The organism is Paenibacillus hunanensis (assembly GCF_014645615.1).
Classification (GTDB): Bacteria; Bacillota; Bacilli; order Paenibacillales; family Paenibacillaceae; genus Saccharibacillus; species Saccharibacillus hunanensis.
This window is the reverse complement of record NZ_BMMB01000003.1, coordinates 444426-458905: the sequence shown is the minus strand read 5'-3', so window position 1 is coordinate 458905 and position 14480 is coordinate 444426. Positions and strand designations below refer to the sequence as shown.

The 14480-nt window shown below is 48.5% G+C and carries 13 protein-coding genes; 11 read left to right on the top strand and 2 right to left on the bottom strand.

Going from position 1 to position 14480, the window contains the following annotated elements:
• The first annotated feature begins 208 nt into the window (after window positions 1–208).
• From rhaI to IEX62_RS08155, 6 genes are all read left to right on the top strand, one after another.
• The gene (gene rhaI, locus IEX62_RS08180) at window positions 209–1429 is read left to right on the top strand and encodes an L-rhamnose isomerase (protein WP_188774934.1); all 1221 of its coding nucleotides are present in this window, start codon (window positions 209–211) and stop codon (window positions 1427–1429) included.
• Entirely contained in the window at window positions 1426–2901 is a 1476-nt protein-coding gene (locus tag IEX62_RS08175) for a rhamnulokinase (protein WP_188774933.1), read from the top strand. Before rhaI ends, IEX62_RS08175 begins: the two co-directional genes overlap by 4 nt.
• Window positions 2902–2922: 21 nt before the next feature.
• Window positions 2923–3681, top strand: coding sequence for a DeoR/GlpR family DNA-binding transcription regulator (locus tag IEX62_RS08170; protein ID WP_188775068.1), 759 nt, complete (start codon window positions 2923–2925; stop codon window positions 3679–3681).
• Window positions 3682–3885: 204 nt separating this feature from the next.
• Complete coding sequence (locus IEX62_RS08165; RefSeq protein WP_188774932.1) at window positions 3886–4614, top strand: (Fe-S)-binding protein; 729 nt, start codon at window positions 3886–3888, stop codon at window positions 4612–4614.
• Entirely contained in the window at window positions 4611–6134 is a 1524-nt protein-coding gene (locus tag IEX62_RS08160; RefSeq protein WP_188774931.1) for a LutB/LldF family L-lactate oxidation iron-sulfur protein, read from the top strand. Before IEX62_RS08165 ends, IEX62_RS08160 begins: the two co-directional genes overlap by 4 nt.
• Complete coding sequence (locus IEX62_RS08155) at window positions 6124–6921, top strand: LutC/YkgG family protein (protein WP_188774930.1); 798 nt, start codon at window positions 6124–6126, stop codon at window positions 6919–6921. The genes IEX62_RS08160 and IEX62_RS08155 overlap by 11 nt, the downstream gene beginning before the upstream one ends.
• 437 nt (window positions 6922–7358) lie before the next feature.
• Here the strand turns inward: IEX62_RS08155 and IEX62_RS08150 are convergent, their stop codons facing one another.
• A complete protein-coding gene (locus IEX62_RS08150; protein WP_188774929.1) occupies window positions 7359–8369 on the bottom strand; it encodes an LCP family protein in 1011 nt (336 codons plus the stop codon).
• Window positions 8370–8686: 317 nt separating this feature from the next.
• On the opposite strand from IEX62_RS08150, the gene rpsN reads away from it, so the two are divergent.
• A complete protein-coding gene (gene rpsN, locus IEX62_RS08145) occupies window positions 8687–8956 on the top strand; it encodes a 30S ribosomal protein S14 (protein WP_229685678.1) in 270 nt (89 codons plus the stop codon).
• A gap of 384 nt (window positions 8957–9340) precedes the next feature.
• The gene (locus tag IEX62_RS08140) at window positions 9341–11074 is read left to right on the top strand and encodes a carboxylesterase family protein (RefSeq protein WP_188774927.1); all 1734 of its coding nucleotides are present in this window, start codon (window positions 9341–9343) and stop codon (window positions 11072–11074) included.
• Between the two features lie 139 nt (window positions 11075–11213).
• On the opposite strand, the gene IEX62_RS08135 is transcribed toward IEX62_RS08140, so the two are convergent.
• Window positions 11214–11660 (bottom strand): hypothetical protein, encoded by a 447-nt coding sequence (locus tag IEX62_RS08135; protein WP_188774926.1) that lies wholly within the window; start codon window positions 11658–11660, stop codon window positions 11214–11216.
• A gap of 290 nt (window positions 11661–11950) precedes the next feature.
• Between IEX62_RS08135 and IEX62_RS08130 the strand changes: the two genes are divergently transcribed.
• The 3 genes from IEX62_RS08130 to IEX62_RS08120 all read left to right on the top strand — a co-directional run bounded on the left by IEX62_RS08130 (window position 11951) and on the right by IEX62_RS08120 (window position 14361).
• Window positions 11951–12319, top strand: a complete 369-nt coding sequence (locus IEX62_RS08130; RefSeq protein ID WP_229685677.1) for an SH3 domain-containing protein — start codon at window positions 11951–11953, stop codon at window positions 12317–12319.
• A 248-nt stretch (window positions 12320–12567) separates the two neighbouring features.
• The gene (locus tag IEX62_RS08125; protein WP_229685676.1) at window positions 12568–13437 is read left to right on the top strand and encodes a CHAD domain-containing protein; all 870 of its coding nucleotides are present in this window, start codon (window positions 12568–12570) and stop codon (window positions 13435–13437) included.
• 81 nt (window positions 13438–13518) lie between these two features.
• Window positions 13519–14361: a PPK2 family polyphosphate kinase gene (locus IEX62_RS08120; RefSeq protein ID WP_188774924.1), complete on the top strand. Its 843-nt coding sequence runs from the start codon at window positions 13519–13521 to the stop codon at window positions 14359–14361.
• The last annotated feature ends 119 nt before the right edge of the window (window positions 14362–14480 follow it).

The window sequence follows — 14480 nt, the reverse complement described above, 5'->3', positions numbered from 1 at the left end:
ATAAAAAGTGATTTTTGCGGAGCAAAATATCTTACAGCTTTGGAGGGGCGGGAATCTACATTCAATCCTAATCCGTAGATTCCCGCGGCTCCACTCGAGTCCGTCCCCTTATTCCTTCCCGCAGTGAATAATGCCCCAGCAAGAAAATTCAATTACACGCACACACAATCACATGTTAAATAAATTATCCGCCTAAGGAGGCAAAATCATGACCGATAAAGCCTACGCCTTATTCGAAGAACAGCAGCAAGCACGCGGAATGGATCTGAACAAAATCAAATCTCGTCTCAAAGCGCTCCAAATCGAAACCCCTTCCTGGGGATATGGCGATTCAGGTACACGGTTCAAAGTGTTTCAAAAGGAAGGCGTGCCGCGTGATCCATTTGAAAAGCTGGAGGATGCTGCACAGGTTCATCGGGTAACTGGATTATGTCCATCTGTAGCTATCCATATTCCGTGGGATAAAGTCGACGATTATGGCAAGCTACGCAGTCATGCAGAAGGACTGAATTTGCAAATTGGTGCGATCAATCCGAACCTATTTCAGGAAGAGGATTATATGCTGGGTAGTGTAACGCATACCGATCCCGCAGTACGGCGCAAAGCGACTGCACATTTACTGGAATGCGTCGATATTGCCCGTGCCACAGGCTCGCGCGATATTAGTCTATGGTTTGCCGATGGTACGAACTATCCGGGGCAGGGCAGCATTCGTCAGCGTAAGCATTGGATGCTGGAGGCTCTTGCCGAAATGTATGGGGCGCTATCGCCGGATATGCGGATGCTGATTGAATATAAGGCATTTGAACCTGCCTTTTATCATACAGACATTGCGGATTGGGGCATGGCGTACAATCTTGCCCTCAAGCTGGGTGAGCAGGCACAGGTGCTGGTCGATACCGGTCATCATCTCCCTGGTGCGAATGTGGAGCATATCGTCTCATATTTGATCGATGAAGGACGATTAGGTGGATTTCATTTTAATAGCTATAAATATGCAGATGATGATCTGATCGTTGGTGCGATTAATCCATATGAGCTGTTTCTGATCTTTTATCAGATTTTGGATGCAGCGGAAAGTGGAGAGCAGCGTCTGATCGATGCGGTGAATAGTATCGCGTATATGATCGATCAATCGCACAATATTGAGCAGAAAATTCCAGCGATGATTCGCTCGGTGCTGAATGTGCAGACCCAGTATGCGAAGGCACTGCTGGTCGATCATCGGGAGGTAGTCGAGGCACAGCAGCGTGGCGATGTGCTTGGTGCAGAGGATGCGGTCAGACGAGCATTTGAATTTGACGTAACGCCATTATTACATGCGGTTCGTGAAGAGCAGGGCTTGCCGGTTGATCCAATGAGAGCGTATCTCGGTGATGCCTATGGACAACGTATTCTGGTACGAGGTAAGGGTGGTGCAAGCTGGTGACGATTCTTGCTTATGATCTGGGCGCAGGCAGTGGCAGGGCGATTGTCGGCAGACTGACAGACCACCGGATCGTGACGCAGGAGATTCATCGTTTTGCGAATGAGCCGGTGAAGGTTGGTCCGCATCTGTACTGGGACATTTTACGACTGTATCATGAGCTACAGCAGGGATTGGTAACAGCGAAGCAGGAGCGGATGGTGCCCGAAAGTATCGGTATTGATTCATGGGCAGTGGATTTTGGCTTGATTGGGCGCAGTGGTGAGCTGCTTGGCAATCCGTATCATTATCGCGATCCGCATACGACAGGAGTGATGGACGAGCTGATCGCCGAGCTAACAGCTGAGCGGATTTTTGAAGCAACGGGTATTCAATTTTTGAGCTTTAACACGCTGTATCAGCTTGCAGCCTTACGTCGCGAGGATTCATCGTTGCTAAAGGAAGCGCAGCGCTTGCTCATGATCCCCGATCTGCTGCGTTATTTTATGACAGGTGAGATGATCAACGAATTTACGAATGCAACGACGACGCAGCTGTACAATGCACGTCAGCAGGAATGGGATCGCAAGCTGTTATCGCATATTGGCATCCCATCATCATGGTTCGGTAAGCCTGTTCAGCCCGGCACCTCGGCAGGGCGACTGCGCTCATCGCTTATGGATGAGCTTGGATTGCCTGCCATTGCGGTTACAGCCGTAGCGGAGCATGATACAGCATCCGCAGTTGTCGCTGTTCCAGCATTGTCGGATTCCTTTGCTTATTTAAGCTGTGGTACATGGTCACTGATGGGCACAGAGGTGTCGGAGCCTGTTATTCATGAGCAAGCGCTCCAGCTTAATTTTACCAATGAAGGTGGGGCATACGGCACCTATCGTCTGCTGAAAAATATTATGGGGCTATGGATTTTCGAGGAGTACAAGCGTGAATGTGAGCGCAATGGGCATCATGCTTCCTATGGAGAATGGTTATCCGGAGTAGAGCAAGCACCTGCATTTCAATCGTTTATCGATCCAGATGATCCGATCTTCCTCCATGCAGGCGATATGGCGAAGCGAGTTGCTGATTACTGCCGGCGGACGAATCAGCCGATCCCAGCATCACGTGGCGCGATGGCACGCTGCATTTTTGAAAGTCTCGTATTAAAATATCGTTATGTGTTAGAACTGACCGAGCAACTGTCAGGTAAAACCTTTGATGGCCTGCATATGGTAGGCGGCGGCATTCAAAATCGTCTGCTCTGTCAGTGGACAGCTAATGCGATTGCACGTCCCGTATGGGCAGGACCAGCCGAAGGAAGCGCAATTGGCAATCTGGCGGTACAATGGATAGCACAGGGTGCATTTCGAGATATTCGGGAAGCGCGCGCCGTTATTCGCGATTCCTTTCCTGTTGATGTGTATGAGCCACAGGATCAGGAGGCATGGGAGCAGGCGTATGCACGCTTTTGTCGATATGTTGAGGTGCCCGTACAATAACGAGTCGGAGTTGAGGATATGATGCTGGTGGCACAGCGATATGACAAGATTGTGAAGCTGGTCAATGAACATGGAAGTATGCGCGTTACGGAGCTGAGTGAACGCTGTCAGGTAACGGAGGAGACGATACGGCGTGACCTGGATCGTCTGGAAAGACAGGGACTGCTAAGGCGCTCACATGGTGGCGCGGTTAGCGTACAGGGCGAACAGCCAGAGACCCCGTTCTCTGAACGTGAAATTATGCATGCGGAGGAAAAACGCCGTATTGCTGAGCAGGCGGTCAAGCTCATCGAGCCCAACGATCGGATTCTGCTGGATGCGAGTACGACAGCATGGTATATGGCTGCCTCGTTACCGGATATTCCGCTGACCGTACTCACCAATTCGATTCGCGTGGCAACCCAGCTTAGCAATCGGGAGAAGATTGAGGTGATCTCGACTGGCGGTCAGCTGGTGTCTCGCTCGTTGTCCTTCGTTGGCCCACTGGCTGAGCGCTCATTGGACACCTACTATGTGAACAAGCTATTTTTATCCTGTCAGGGGGTTCATCTGGAGCGCGGCGTGAGTGAGTCGAATGAGCTACAGGGACGTGTGAAGCAGAAAATGGTCGGTATGGCGGATCAGGTGATTTTACTGGCGGATGCGAGCAAATTCGGGGTACAGGCATTTGCACATGTGATGAATCTGAATGAGGTCGATCAGCTGATTACCGACAGTCGTATTGAACAGCGTATTGTGGAGCAATTACAGGAGCAGGCTATGAAAGTCATGATTGTCTGATCATCGTTCAGTCTGCTAAGTCAGGTCATAACGGTTGGATAACTTTTGGAAATGAGTATAGGTAGCATAAGCATCATTGAAAAGATGGCGGTCATGCGGCGAATTGCATGTGTATGCCCGGAGCGCCGGGTATGGGATGAGTGTTCGCAGCGAGAAGCCATCTTTTTTATATAGGATTCGATTCCATGAAGGTGAGGTGCAGCAATGAAGGTATCGCTATTTATTACCTGTCTGAGTGATGCGATCTATCCGCAGGTTGGCGAGGCGATGGTTCGCCTGCTAGCAGCGCATGGAGTGAAGCTGGATTTTCCTTCGGTACAGACCTGCTGTGGACAGCCGTCTTACAATAGCGGCTACTGGGAGGAGACACGTACGACCGCAAAAACGATTTTGAAAGCGTTTCAGGATAGTGACTTTGTCGTCTCACCCTCAGGATCATGCACATATATGATTCACCATTATGCAGAGCTATTCAAGGACGAACCGGAATGGCTGGCGCAAGCGCAGGCGCTGGAAGCGAAGACGTATGAGTTTACGCAATTTCTCGTACAGGTGCTTGGTATGACCGATGTTGGTGCTTATTTTCCACATCGAGTGACGTATCATCCGTCCTGTCATGGTAGTCGTCTACTGGGCGTGAAGGAGGAGCCGATGGCGCTGCTATCTCAGGTGAAGGGGCTGGAGCTGGTGCCATTACCGTTTGCTGACGATTGCTGTGGATTCGGCGGTACCTTTGCCGTGAAGATGGCAGATATATCCGGTGCAATGGTGACGGAAAAGGTTGACCATATTAAGGAAACCGAAGCCGAGGTGCTGGTCGGTCTGGATATGGCATGCCTGATGAATATTGCTGGCAATCTGCGACATCGGGGGGAGCAGGTGCGGGTGATGCATCTGGCTGAGCTGCTCTACGAGGGGGTGGCGGTGCGATGAGTAGGAGCGAGAAAACCTCTGCTACAGTAAAAGAACGCGCGGATATCGCACTGAATAACGACTTTTTGCGTAAAGCGGTTCGTTTTACGACCGAGCGGCTACGTAATGGCAAGCAGCTGGCTTCGACCGAGCATGGCAACTGGGACGAGTGGCGCGAGCGCGGTAGACAGATTCGTTTGCATACGATTGCCCATCTGGACTATTATCTGAATCTATTTGTGGAAAATGCGCGTGCGAATGGAGTACATGTTCATTTTGCCGAAGATACAGCGGCTGCGACGGAGATTGTCATGACCATTGCCCGCCATAAGCAAGCCGAATCGGTCGTCAAATCCAAGTCGATGGTATCCGAGGAACTGCATATTAATCATGCACTGGAGGAAGCAGGCATTGAAGCGGTGGAAAGTGATCTGGGGGAATACATCATCCAGCTCGCTGGCGAAGGCCCTTCCCATATCGTAATTCCAGCGATTCATAAAAACCGCTATCAGATTGCCGAGCTATTATCGAAGGATGCTGGCGAGGAATTACCACCTGATACAACGGTACTGGCAGGCTATGTGCGGCGTAAGCTACGCGAGAAGTTTCTCGATGCGGATATCGGAATGACCGGCTGTAACTTTGCAATTGCCGAGACAGGCTCTATGGTGTTATTTGAAAATGAAGGCAATGCTCGGATGGTAACGACTGTGCCAAAGACACAAATTACACTGATGGGCATGGAGCGTATTATCCCGTCCTGGGAAGATCTTGAGGTGATGGCAACACTGCTGCCACGCTCTGCTACAGGTCAGCGTCTTACGATGTACATGTCTGGTATTACGGGTCCTAAGCGCGATGAAGACAGCGATGGGCCTGAGGAAATGCATATGATTATCGTCGATAATGGACGCTCCGGTCAGCTCGGCGATCCTGAATTTCAAGAATTGCTCAATTGTATTCGTTGTGGTGCCTGCCTCAATGTATGCCCGGTCTATCGTCAGATTGGAGGGCATTCGTATGGTGGGACTTATAGTGGCCCGATTGGTGCAGTATTAACGCCTGCGCTCAATCGCAATGTAGCCGAATGGGATGATATCGCTAATGCATCGAGTCTGTGCGGTGCATGCTATGAAGCCTGTCCGGTCAAAATTCCGCTGCACGATATGCTTGTCTATTTGCGTCGCCGTAAGGTAGAGCGTGGTCACGGCAATCGCTGGGAATCGATCGGCATGAAGGGCTTTGCGATCCTGATGGGCAATTCCAAGCGTCTTGGTACAGCACTCAAGATGGGACGAATATTACAGAAGCCTGTAGTGCATAATGGCACGATTTCACTGAAAATAGGGCCGCTCAAGGGCTGGACTACGTACCGGGATATGCCGCCGATGGCAGATGATCCATTCCGTGAGCGCTGGAGCAAGCTGGAGCAGGAGTTACAGCAGGATCAGGTAACGATGGATGCTACGGTTAAGGATCGCATGGAGCAGCTCGTTCAGGCGAGACAACGAAGTAAAAGAGGTGACTTCGATGAGTCTTGATACCAATCGTTCTAATGATCTATCGAAAAGTAAAGCGACCAACATTGCAAATACTGTGAATCACAATGCTACACAGCCGCCCTGGCTTGCCGAGCTAGAGCAGCGCTCACGGCGCAATCAGCAGACCTTTATCGATCATATTTCCTCTCGTCTAGGACGTCCGCGAGCTACAGAGCCGCCTATCCATCCATTTCGTGGTGCGCCCTCCTTCTGGAAGGAATGGAGCTGGGAGGAGCAGGAACGCGTCGAGCGATTTACCGCTCATTTTCAAGAGGTGGGCGGACATGTGGTATCGGTCGATAATCTGGAAGCCGCAGGAGAATGGATTGCGCAGTACGCTCAGGATTTAGAGGCACGAGAGATTGTACGTCAGCAGCTGCCTGAGCTGGAGCAGCTCCGTCTGGAGCAGCGGCTACCCGATGCACATCTTGCAGTATGGAATGAAGACCAGCAGACCGATTGGCGAGCAACAGCCGCAGGTGCGGATATCGGAATCGTCATGGCAGAAGGTGCCGCAGCGTATACCGGAACCGTGATGGTCACTTCGTCCGCTATGCAGGGACGCTCTGTAAGCTTACTACCAACTGTATGTATTGTTTTGCTGTATAAAAAGAATTTGCATACTCGCCTGGGCGAGCTACTGGTTCCACTGGATCAGCGTGGACGACAGCAACTGCCCGCCGGTGTACACTTTATCTCAGGCCCCAGCCGTTCCTCGGATATTGAAAATGACCTGACGATTGGTGTACATGGGCCAGGAATTATTTATACGTTGCTGATTGGTTAGAAAGGATGACAGGTAGGCTGCAAAAATAACGCGTTGGAAGCTAAGCATAGCTTAACGGCGAGCGTTAACAGCTATAGAGTAAGACGCAAGGCAGGCAGCCGCGAGGGATAATGATTCGGGAAGATATCGAATAAAGATAAGGCTTTTCAAGCAGCTCCTATCCATATTATCCGTAAAAAAAGGTCATCCTACAAAGGATGACCTTACTTCTATTTTATTCTTATATGCAGTAGCATTTTCTGATACAAAGTGGCATGTTTTGCTATGCAGTATCCAGTCTAAAGTAGCTGATGCTATACAGGTGAATAATCACACAAGCGCGACTATTTCGCTTTTTTACAGACACTAATGATCGAAGGTGAGGAGACCGAGAAGGGAGTTCGATCCCAATCTGCATATTGATGCTCGATTATCCATCTAAACACCCCTATATCGCTTTATTCCTGTACCGATTCTTCATTTTCTTCATCCGAATCATTCAGCATCTTCTCTATATACTTCCGCAGACGCACTTCATCCACGCCAAGTACGGCGGCACCACGAACGGTTTTCGCTTCGAGTAACGAATTCGGTGGAATCTGTACCTTCTCAGTACGGCTCACATTCACGTCCAGCCCCAGGCGTGCCAGCTTTAGCATCGTCGACGTAGACATATTCGTTTCGATGTAAGGGGCTACGCCATTCAGAATGCTGGGGAGCTTGAGCAGTGAACTGGAGCTTTGTAGCTTCGCCGCCAGTGCCGTTAAGAATTTACGCTGGCGCTCCGTACGTGTAAAGTCAGAGGTCGCATCATGACGAAAACGTACATATTGAAGGGCATGGGTACCATCTAACGTCTGGACGCCCTTTTTCAGATCGATATCATAGCGATGTCCATCGCCACCATCGGTATATTTCATATCCTTTTCGACATCAATTTCGACTCCGTCTACTGTATCCACAAGTGATTTGAAGCCTTCAAAATCAATCTTCACATAATGGTCGATCGGTATGCCAAGCAGCCTACCTACCGTTTCCATTGCAAGTGGAGCACCACCATATGAATAGGCAGCATTGATACGACTATAGCCATGACCCGGTATATCAACATATGTATCACGCAAAATAGACATAAGATACGTTCGCTTGGTGACTGGATCGATGGTAGCCACCATCATCGAATCGGAACGTCCATTGCTATCTGTATCCCGGCTGTCTGTACCGAGCAATAACAGGTGTACGGGCTCTGTACCATCCCATTCGGGAATATCTGGCAGCTCGCCACCCTTACCTGCACCAGATGGATCTGTATTTGGATTACTCTGCTGGGCCGTAGAGATCGATGAAGCAAAATGAGCTATGGAATAGGCGTAATACCCTGCGATACCACCACCTGCAAGCAAGACGACAAGCAGAAACCATTTCCATGCTTTAAATGATTTTATCAAAAATGACACTCCTTTCACCATTCGTTGCTATCACTAGGCGATCAAGAAATAGAGAATGGATCACAACTTGTTACGGTCTATCAACCTATCACAACCTTATAAATCATAGACAGAAACAAACACAATGTCAATTTTATAGCACTTTAGTAGCGTTTTTGAAATCAAAAGATCAATTTTTCATACAAAAAGATATCATATGTCATTATTAGATTACACATATCGTTTAACTAGTAAGGTATCTATTAAAATAGCGGAACATGTTGCATCCAGTGAACAGATGCTTTATACTTTATTAATAGTAATAATTACGATTAAATAAAGGGATGGAGTGTGTATCCGTGGCTAAAAAATCTAAGGTTGTTCGCCAACGCCAGCGCGAGGCACTGGTTGCTAAATATGCAGAGAAGCGTCGTCAATTGAAGGAAGCAGGAGATTATGAGGCGCTGAGTAAGCTACCGCGTGACTCTTCACCAACACGCTTGCATAATCGTTGTCAGGTTACCGGTCGTCCACACGGATATCTGAGCAAATTCAAGGTTTCTCGGATCGTCTTTCGTGAGCTTGCCTATCAGGGACATATTCCTGGTGTGAAAAAGGCGAGCTGGTAAGCAGTAATATATAATTTAGAATCAGCGTTCTAGCAATGGAGACAGTCTGTTACCAATAAAAGGGTAGCAGACTGTTTTATAAATTTCAGCCTATTCATTCGACGGCTTATGCGAAATTATTATCTTTTTCGGCAAAATCAACTTGAAAGCGCTTCAAAAGATGCTATAATGAATAGCAAATGATGGATTGTTACCGGAATTCCGGGCGAAACCTGATTTGGCAAAGGTCTGTACCTCTGTGTACATGCTGTTGCCGGGTCAGGTTTTTTGTTTGTCCGGAGGAAGATTGCACACTACTGCAATCGTTTACATATCAGTCATCGCAGCAACAATCCACATTCTAATCGTATGACTACAGTGTATGGATGAGAGAGGCGGGGTATAATGAGTACAATGAACAAGCGCTTAATTGCGGCAATCATGACGATGCTACTACTGCTATGCACATGGGGCACGAATGGTCTAGCTTTAGCAGCGAGTAGCGAAACAGGAAGTGAGCAGATGGCTTACGCGTATCAGGCAAGCCTTGTACAGCCAACATCTCAAGCCATCCTGAGTGGTACAAGGGCAGCGTCTGCGAATACATGGACATGGCTTGGTGTACCTTATGCGAAGCCACCCGTCGGTGAGCTACGCTGGCGTGCACCGCAAGCACCGATAGCCACACCAGAGCAGACGGTTGAAGCAAGCAAACTGCCGCAGGTATGCACACAGCTTGCCAATGGTAAAGTTACAGGTAGTGAGGATTGCCTGTATTTGAATATTTATCGTCCAGCTACGGCAGACGACTCGCTGCCTGTGCTTGTCTTTTTGCATGGGGGCGGTAATGTGACGGGAAGCGGTGGCTCTTTCGATGCGAGTAAGCTGGCGGAGCAGACGAATGCCGTTATTGTAACGGTCAATTATCGTCTTGGCTTGCTTGGCTGGATGCGTTCTCCCGCACTGCAAACGGGCAATGCAGCTGAGGATTCGGGTAACTTTGCGCTGCTGGATCAGATTCAAGCGTTGAAATGGGTGCAGCAGCATATCGCTAGCTTTGGCGGAAATGCAGCGAATGTTACACTGGGTGGACAATCAGCAGGCGCACGCGATGTACTGGCATTAACGATTTCTCCGCTCGCCAAAGGGCTATTTGTCAAAGCCATGCCATTGAGCGGTGGAATGACTACGTCCACACCTGCACAGGGCGAAGCTTATGATCGCGAGAAGCTGGCTGAGGTGCTGGTGAAGGCGGGTAAAGTGCAGACCGCCGAAGAAGGGATACGTTATTTAAAAGAAACCGACCCGACCGAGCTCCAGCAGACACTCCGTAGTCTGGATAGTGCCGCACTGGTTGAAGCGGTAGGTACGGTGATGATTCGTATATCGGAATTCCCGCATCTATTTACTGATGGCACCGTATTGCCGAAGCAGGGCTTTGATGTGGTCGACCGGGGGCAGTATAATCGTGTACCGATGCTGATTGGAAGCATGCAGCATGAATTTAACGCATTCGCTGCTTTTGATCCGACATTTACGAACAGCTTTATGAAAAACACATGGGAGCCAACACTGCAAAAGCAGTTCTGGCAAGCCACGGCGTACGGAAGCGAGCTGTATTCATCCTTTAATGCTGATCAAGTAGCAGCGAAGTATAGTAAAGACTCGCAGTCGAAAAATATGTATGTCTATCGTTTTGCCTGGGGCTTGGATGGAGCAGGTGTGAAGGCACCAGCTAAGTATGTAGCTGCTACACATGGCGTCGATCTGGACTTTTTGACTGGAGCATTCGATAAGAGTGCATTCGCCGCGCTGTTCAAGGATCAGTTCTATACGACAGCCAATGAAAAGGGACGCCTTGCGCTCGCTGATCGCTATCGTGGGTATGTGGCGAACTTCCTGCATGGACGCTCGATTCAATCTGGCGGTCTCACACCGTGGAGCACATGGCAGCAATCCGGCAAGTTGATGAAGCTGGATGCAACCTCATCTACAGTCAAGACTTCTATGATTGCAGGCAAGCCTGATGTGGATGCTTTGAAAAAGCAGATCCAAGCCTCGCTAACACCGCAAGCCACAGCGATTGTGTGGGATAAAGTGCTGAATGGGCGCTTCTTCTTTGACCCACAGTATAAATAACACAAATCAATACAAGGCTCGACTAGTATGAAAGTAGCCGCCATGAATCGGACAGCGATATCCATTCGTGGCGGCTATTAGTATGTGGTAGGTATCCTTCACTTCTGATCATAGTCCGCATACTCCTCACGTATGCGGATCAAGAGGAGCTGCTTGTCGATGTATCGACTTTACGAATTGCTTTATAATATTTGTTTTTGTGGCTGACGATGATGCAGTCGCGGGTACTGCGATTACGGAATTTGTAGATCGGGGTATCTACACTGAGTACATTGCTATCGCCATTTTTATAAGAGGTATCGATGAGTGAATTGTCATCATCCACCTGATCAAAGCTACTAATATTCCGCTCAACCTTGCCCAGCTTCGGTCCTACCTTGATCGTATTCACTGCCGGGTCCATCATAATCCGATACGTGCCATTACGGAAATGCACGATAGGATATTCCCACGACGAACTGGAGACGATCTGAGTGGTGTTGTCCTGTGAAGCCGGAATAACCGCATCGATCACATCTTCAGCGTAAGAGGTGGCAGGGCCAGCCACGAGAGACGCAATAATCGGTGCTAACAGATACGCTTTCATGATTGTTCCTTCATACTCCTTTCGTTCAGCAAATGCCGATTGATTACAGATGAACCAAGCTGCATTCCATGGTCTATCATAATACAAAACAAGTATGTTTTTCAAAGCAAGCCCGCTTGCTTACGTAGGATAACTGTCCCTATTCATCAATATAGCAAGCTTACAGTACAAAACTGGATATATTCGGATTATATACGATAATATAGCATAAAGGTGAACAAAATGAGTGAAATTCGACTGCATATTGCCGAATTTCAACAATATGCGTAGAGAACAGGAGGAGAATGCGATTGAAATCTTATAGGGTCGTGCAAGCTCATACTAGCAATTACCCGAATCCGATTCGCTTGCGTCAGGGAGAACGGATACACATTGGAGAAAAATACGAAGGCCCAGAGGCGTGGGATCGCTGGTACTTTTGTGAAAATGAAGCAGGCATCAAGGGCTGGGTGCCAGAGCAGATTTTTACCCGTAGCTTAGCTAATGCTACCGAAGGTGTGGCGACCGAAGCCTACGATGCTTTTGAAATGAATGCTGTACCGGGTGATCAGGTGATCGCTTTGCGTGAGTTGAATGGCTGGATCTGGTGCTTACGCGAAGCGGATGGGCAACAGGGCTGGTTACCGCTTGACCATCTTCAACCGATGCCAGTGTTGTGAAGGAGAGGAGCAGGCTCACAGCGATCGGCTGCGAAGATGGTGCAGTCCGCATACATAACGTTTAAAAGCAAGTATAGGGTGAATGAAGCTACATCGATTTTGCCTGTTGATTCCACTATAATGAATAGAACAGAATGAATCAAAAAAGAATGAATACAAAAGCTAATGAAGGCTTTCTGTAGTATCTGATTTCCAAGTGTATGCACATTCGTATTCAGCATCGATCCAGAATGAGAACAGGAGTGATCATGATGACCTCTACCCCGGCAACACGTTTGCATAAAGATAAGTCCAAGCAGTGGCACGATGTATTAAGCGAGCTATACGATAAATTTCAACAGCATGGGCAACGTGCAGTGGATACCTTCGATGAGGAGGATGTGCATCAGGCAAGGGTCAATTGTCGCAAGCTGATGACCTTGCTACGCATTCTAGATCCGAATGATACAACAGAGCTGCTGCCGCTTTTCAAAAAAGCCCAGAAGCGTCTTGGCAAAGTGCGTGACGAGGATGTGCTGATCGATGCCTTCAAGGATCGCCGTAAGCAGGCAAAGAAGCTAGACCAGGATCAACTAGCTAAATTGTTGAAAGCGGTTATCGAGGAGCAAAAGGAGCATCGTCGTCTGTACCGGAAAAAGCTCGTGAGTAAGCTGCCCAAATTGCAGGGCAAAAAGCTGCAAAAGAAATGGGAGCCATTTTTGGAGCAGCAATTATCGGAGCTTGTCGCGACATCAGATGTCAACCGTCTCATGCGCGAGCTGGAAATCTCCTATGAGCAGAAGAAAAAGCACTATCGTCAGATCGCTAAGGAGCAGGGCTTAGAAGCAGATGATACATTAACTGCGCTGCACAAGGTTCGCATTGCGGCCAAGGAGCTACGCTACACCGCAGAAGCGGCAGGCTTTGCGCTCAATGCTAAATTCCGTGAGCATGAGCAGGTGTACAAAGGGATTCAGAAGGAGCTTGGTCATATTAACGACCGCCATGTCTGGATCGAAGCGCTGGAGGAGCTGGAGCCCAAGCGAGTCAAGTTCGATGCGGATGTACGCGATGAACTGATTGGCGAGCTGCGCCGGGAGATGAGTGAAGCCATTCATGAAAATGAGCGCGTGATTTAGATCAAGCTCAAATGCGGGTAATATGTAGATACTGACATTTCAGTCATACTAGACATCATTCCACCAAAAGGAGCGATTTTCATGTCCAAGCATAAAAATTGGGTTCTAGCAGCAGGCGATTCGATCCGTTTAAAGGATATTGATCCGAAGGACACGGGCAAGTATAAAAACAAAGCGGATGCAGAGCAGGAAAAAACGGAGCTATCTGCCGTATTTGAGGATTTGCAGCCCAAGCTATTTGCCAGTAAAAAGAAAGCCGTGTTATTCGTCTTTCAGGGCATGGATTGCAGTGGTAAGGATGGCGTGATCAACAAGGTGTTTAGCATCTCTAATCCTGCGGGTGTGCATACCTATAGCTTCAAGGCACCGACACAGGAGGAGCTCAGTCACGACTATCTATGGCGTGCGCATCAGTATGTTCCCTCCTATGGCTATATCGCTACCTTTAACCGTTCGTATTATGAAGATGTGCTGATCACCCGTGTACATGGACAGGTAAGTGATGAGCAGGCACATGCGCGCTTCCGTCAGATCAATGATTTTGAACAAATGCTGGAAGAGAATGATGTTCATATCGTAAAAATATTCCTGCATATCTCCAAGCGCTTCCAGCTCGAAAAGCTAATCGATCGTATCGAAAAGCCGCATAAAAACTGGAAGTTCGATGAGAGCGACCTGCATGAGCGTCAATACTGGGATCAATATCAGAAGTGCTATGAGGATCTGTTCAAGCATTGCGCGACAGAGAAGCACCCATGGCATATTGTACCCGCCGATCATCGCTGGTATCGCGATCTGGCTGTATTGCAGATTGTGACCGAGACATTGGAGGAAATGGGGCTGTCCTATCCAGATCCAATGCCCGAACTGAAGGAGCACTTGCCTGATATGTATGCAGAGCTGAAGAAGTTGAAGAAAAAGTGATTCCATTATACACATGATAGTGATAGTAGACGGTGCCTTGCTGGTGCCGTCTTTTCTATTGCATGATAATCAAAGGACAAGCTACAATCTTCAGACAGACAGACAGACAGACAGACAGA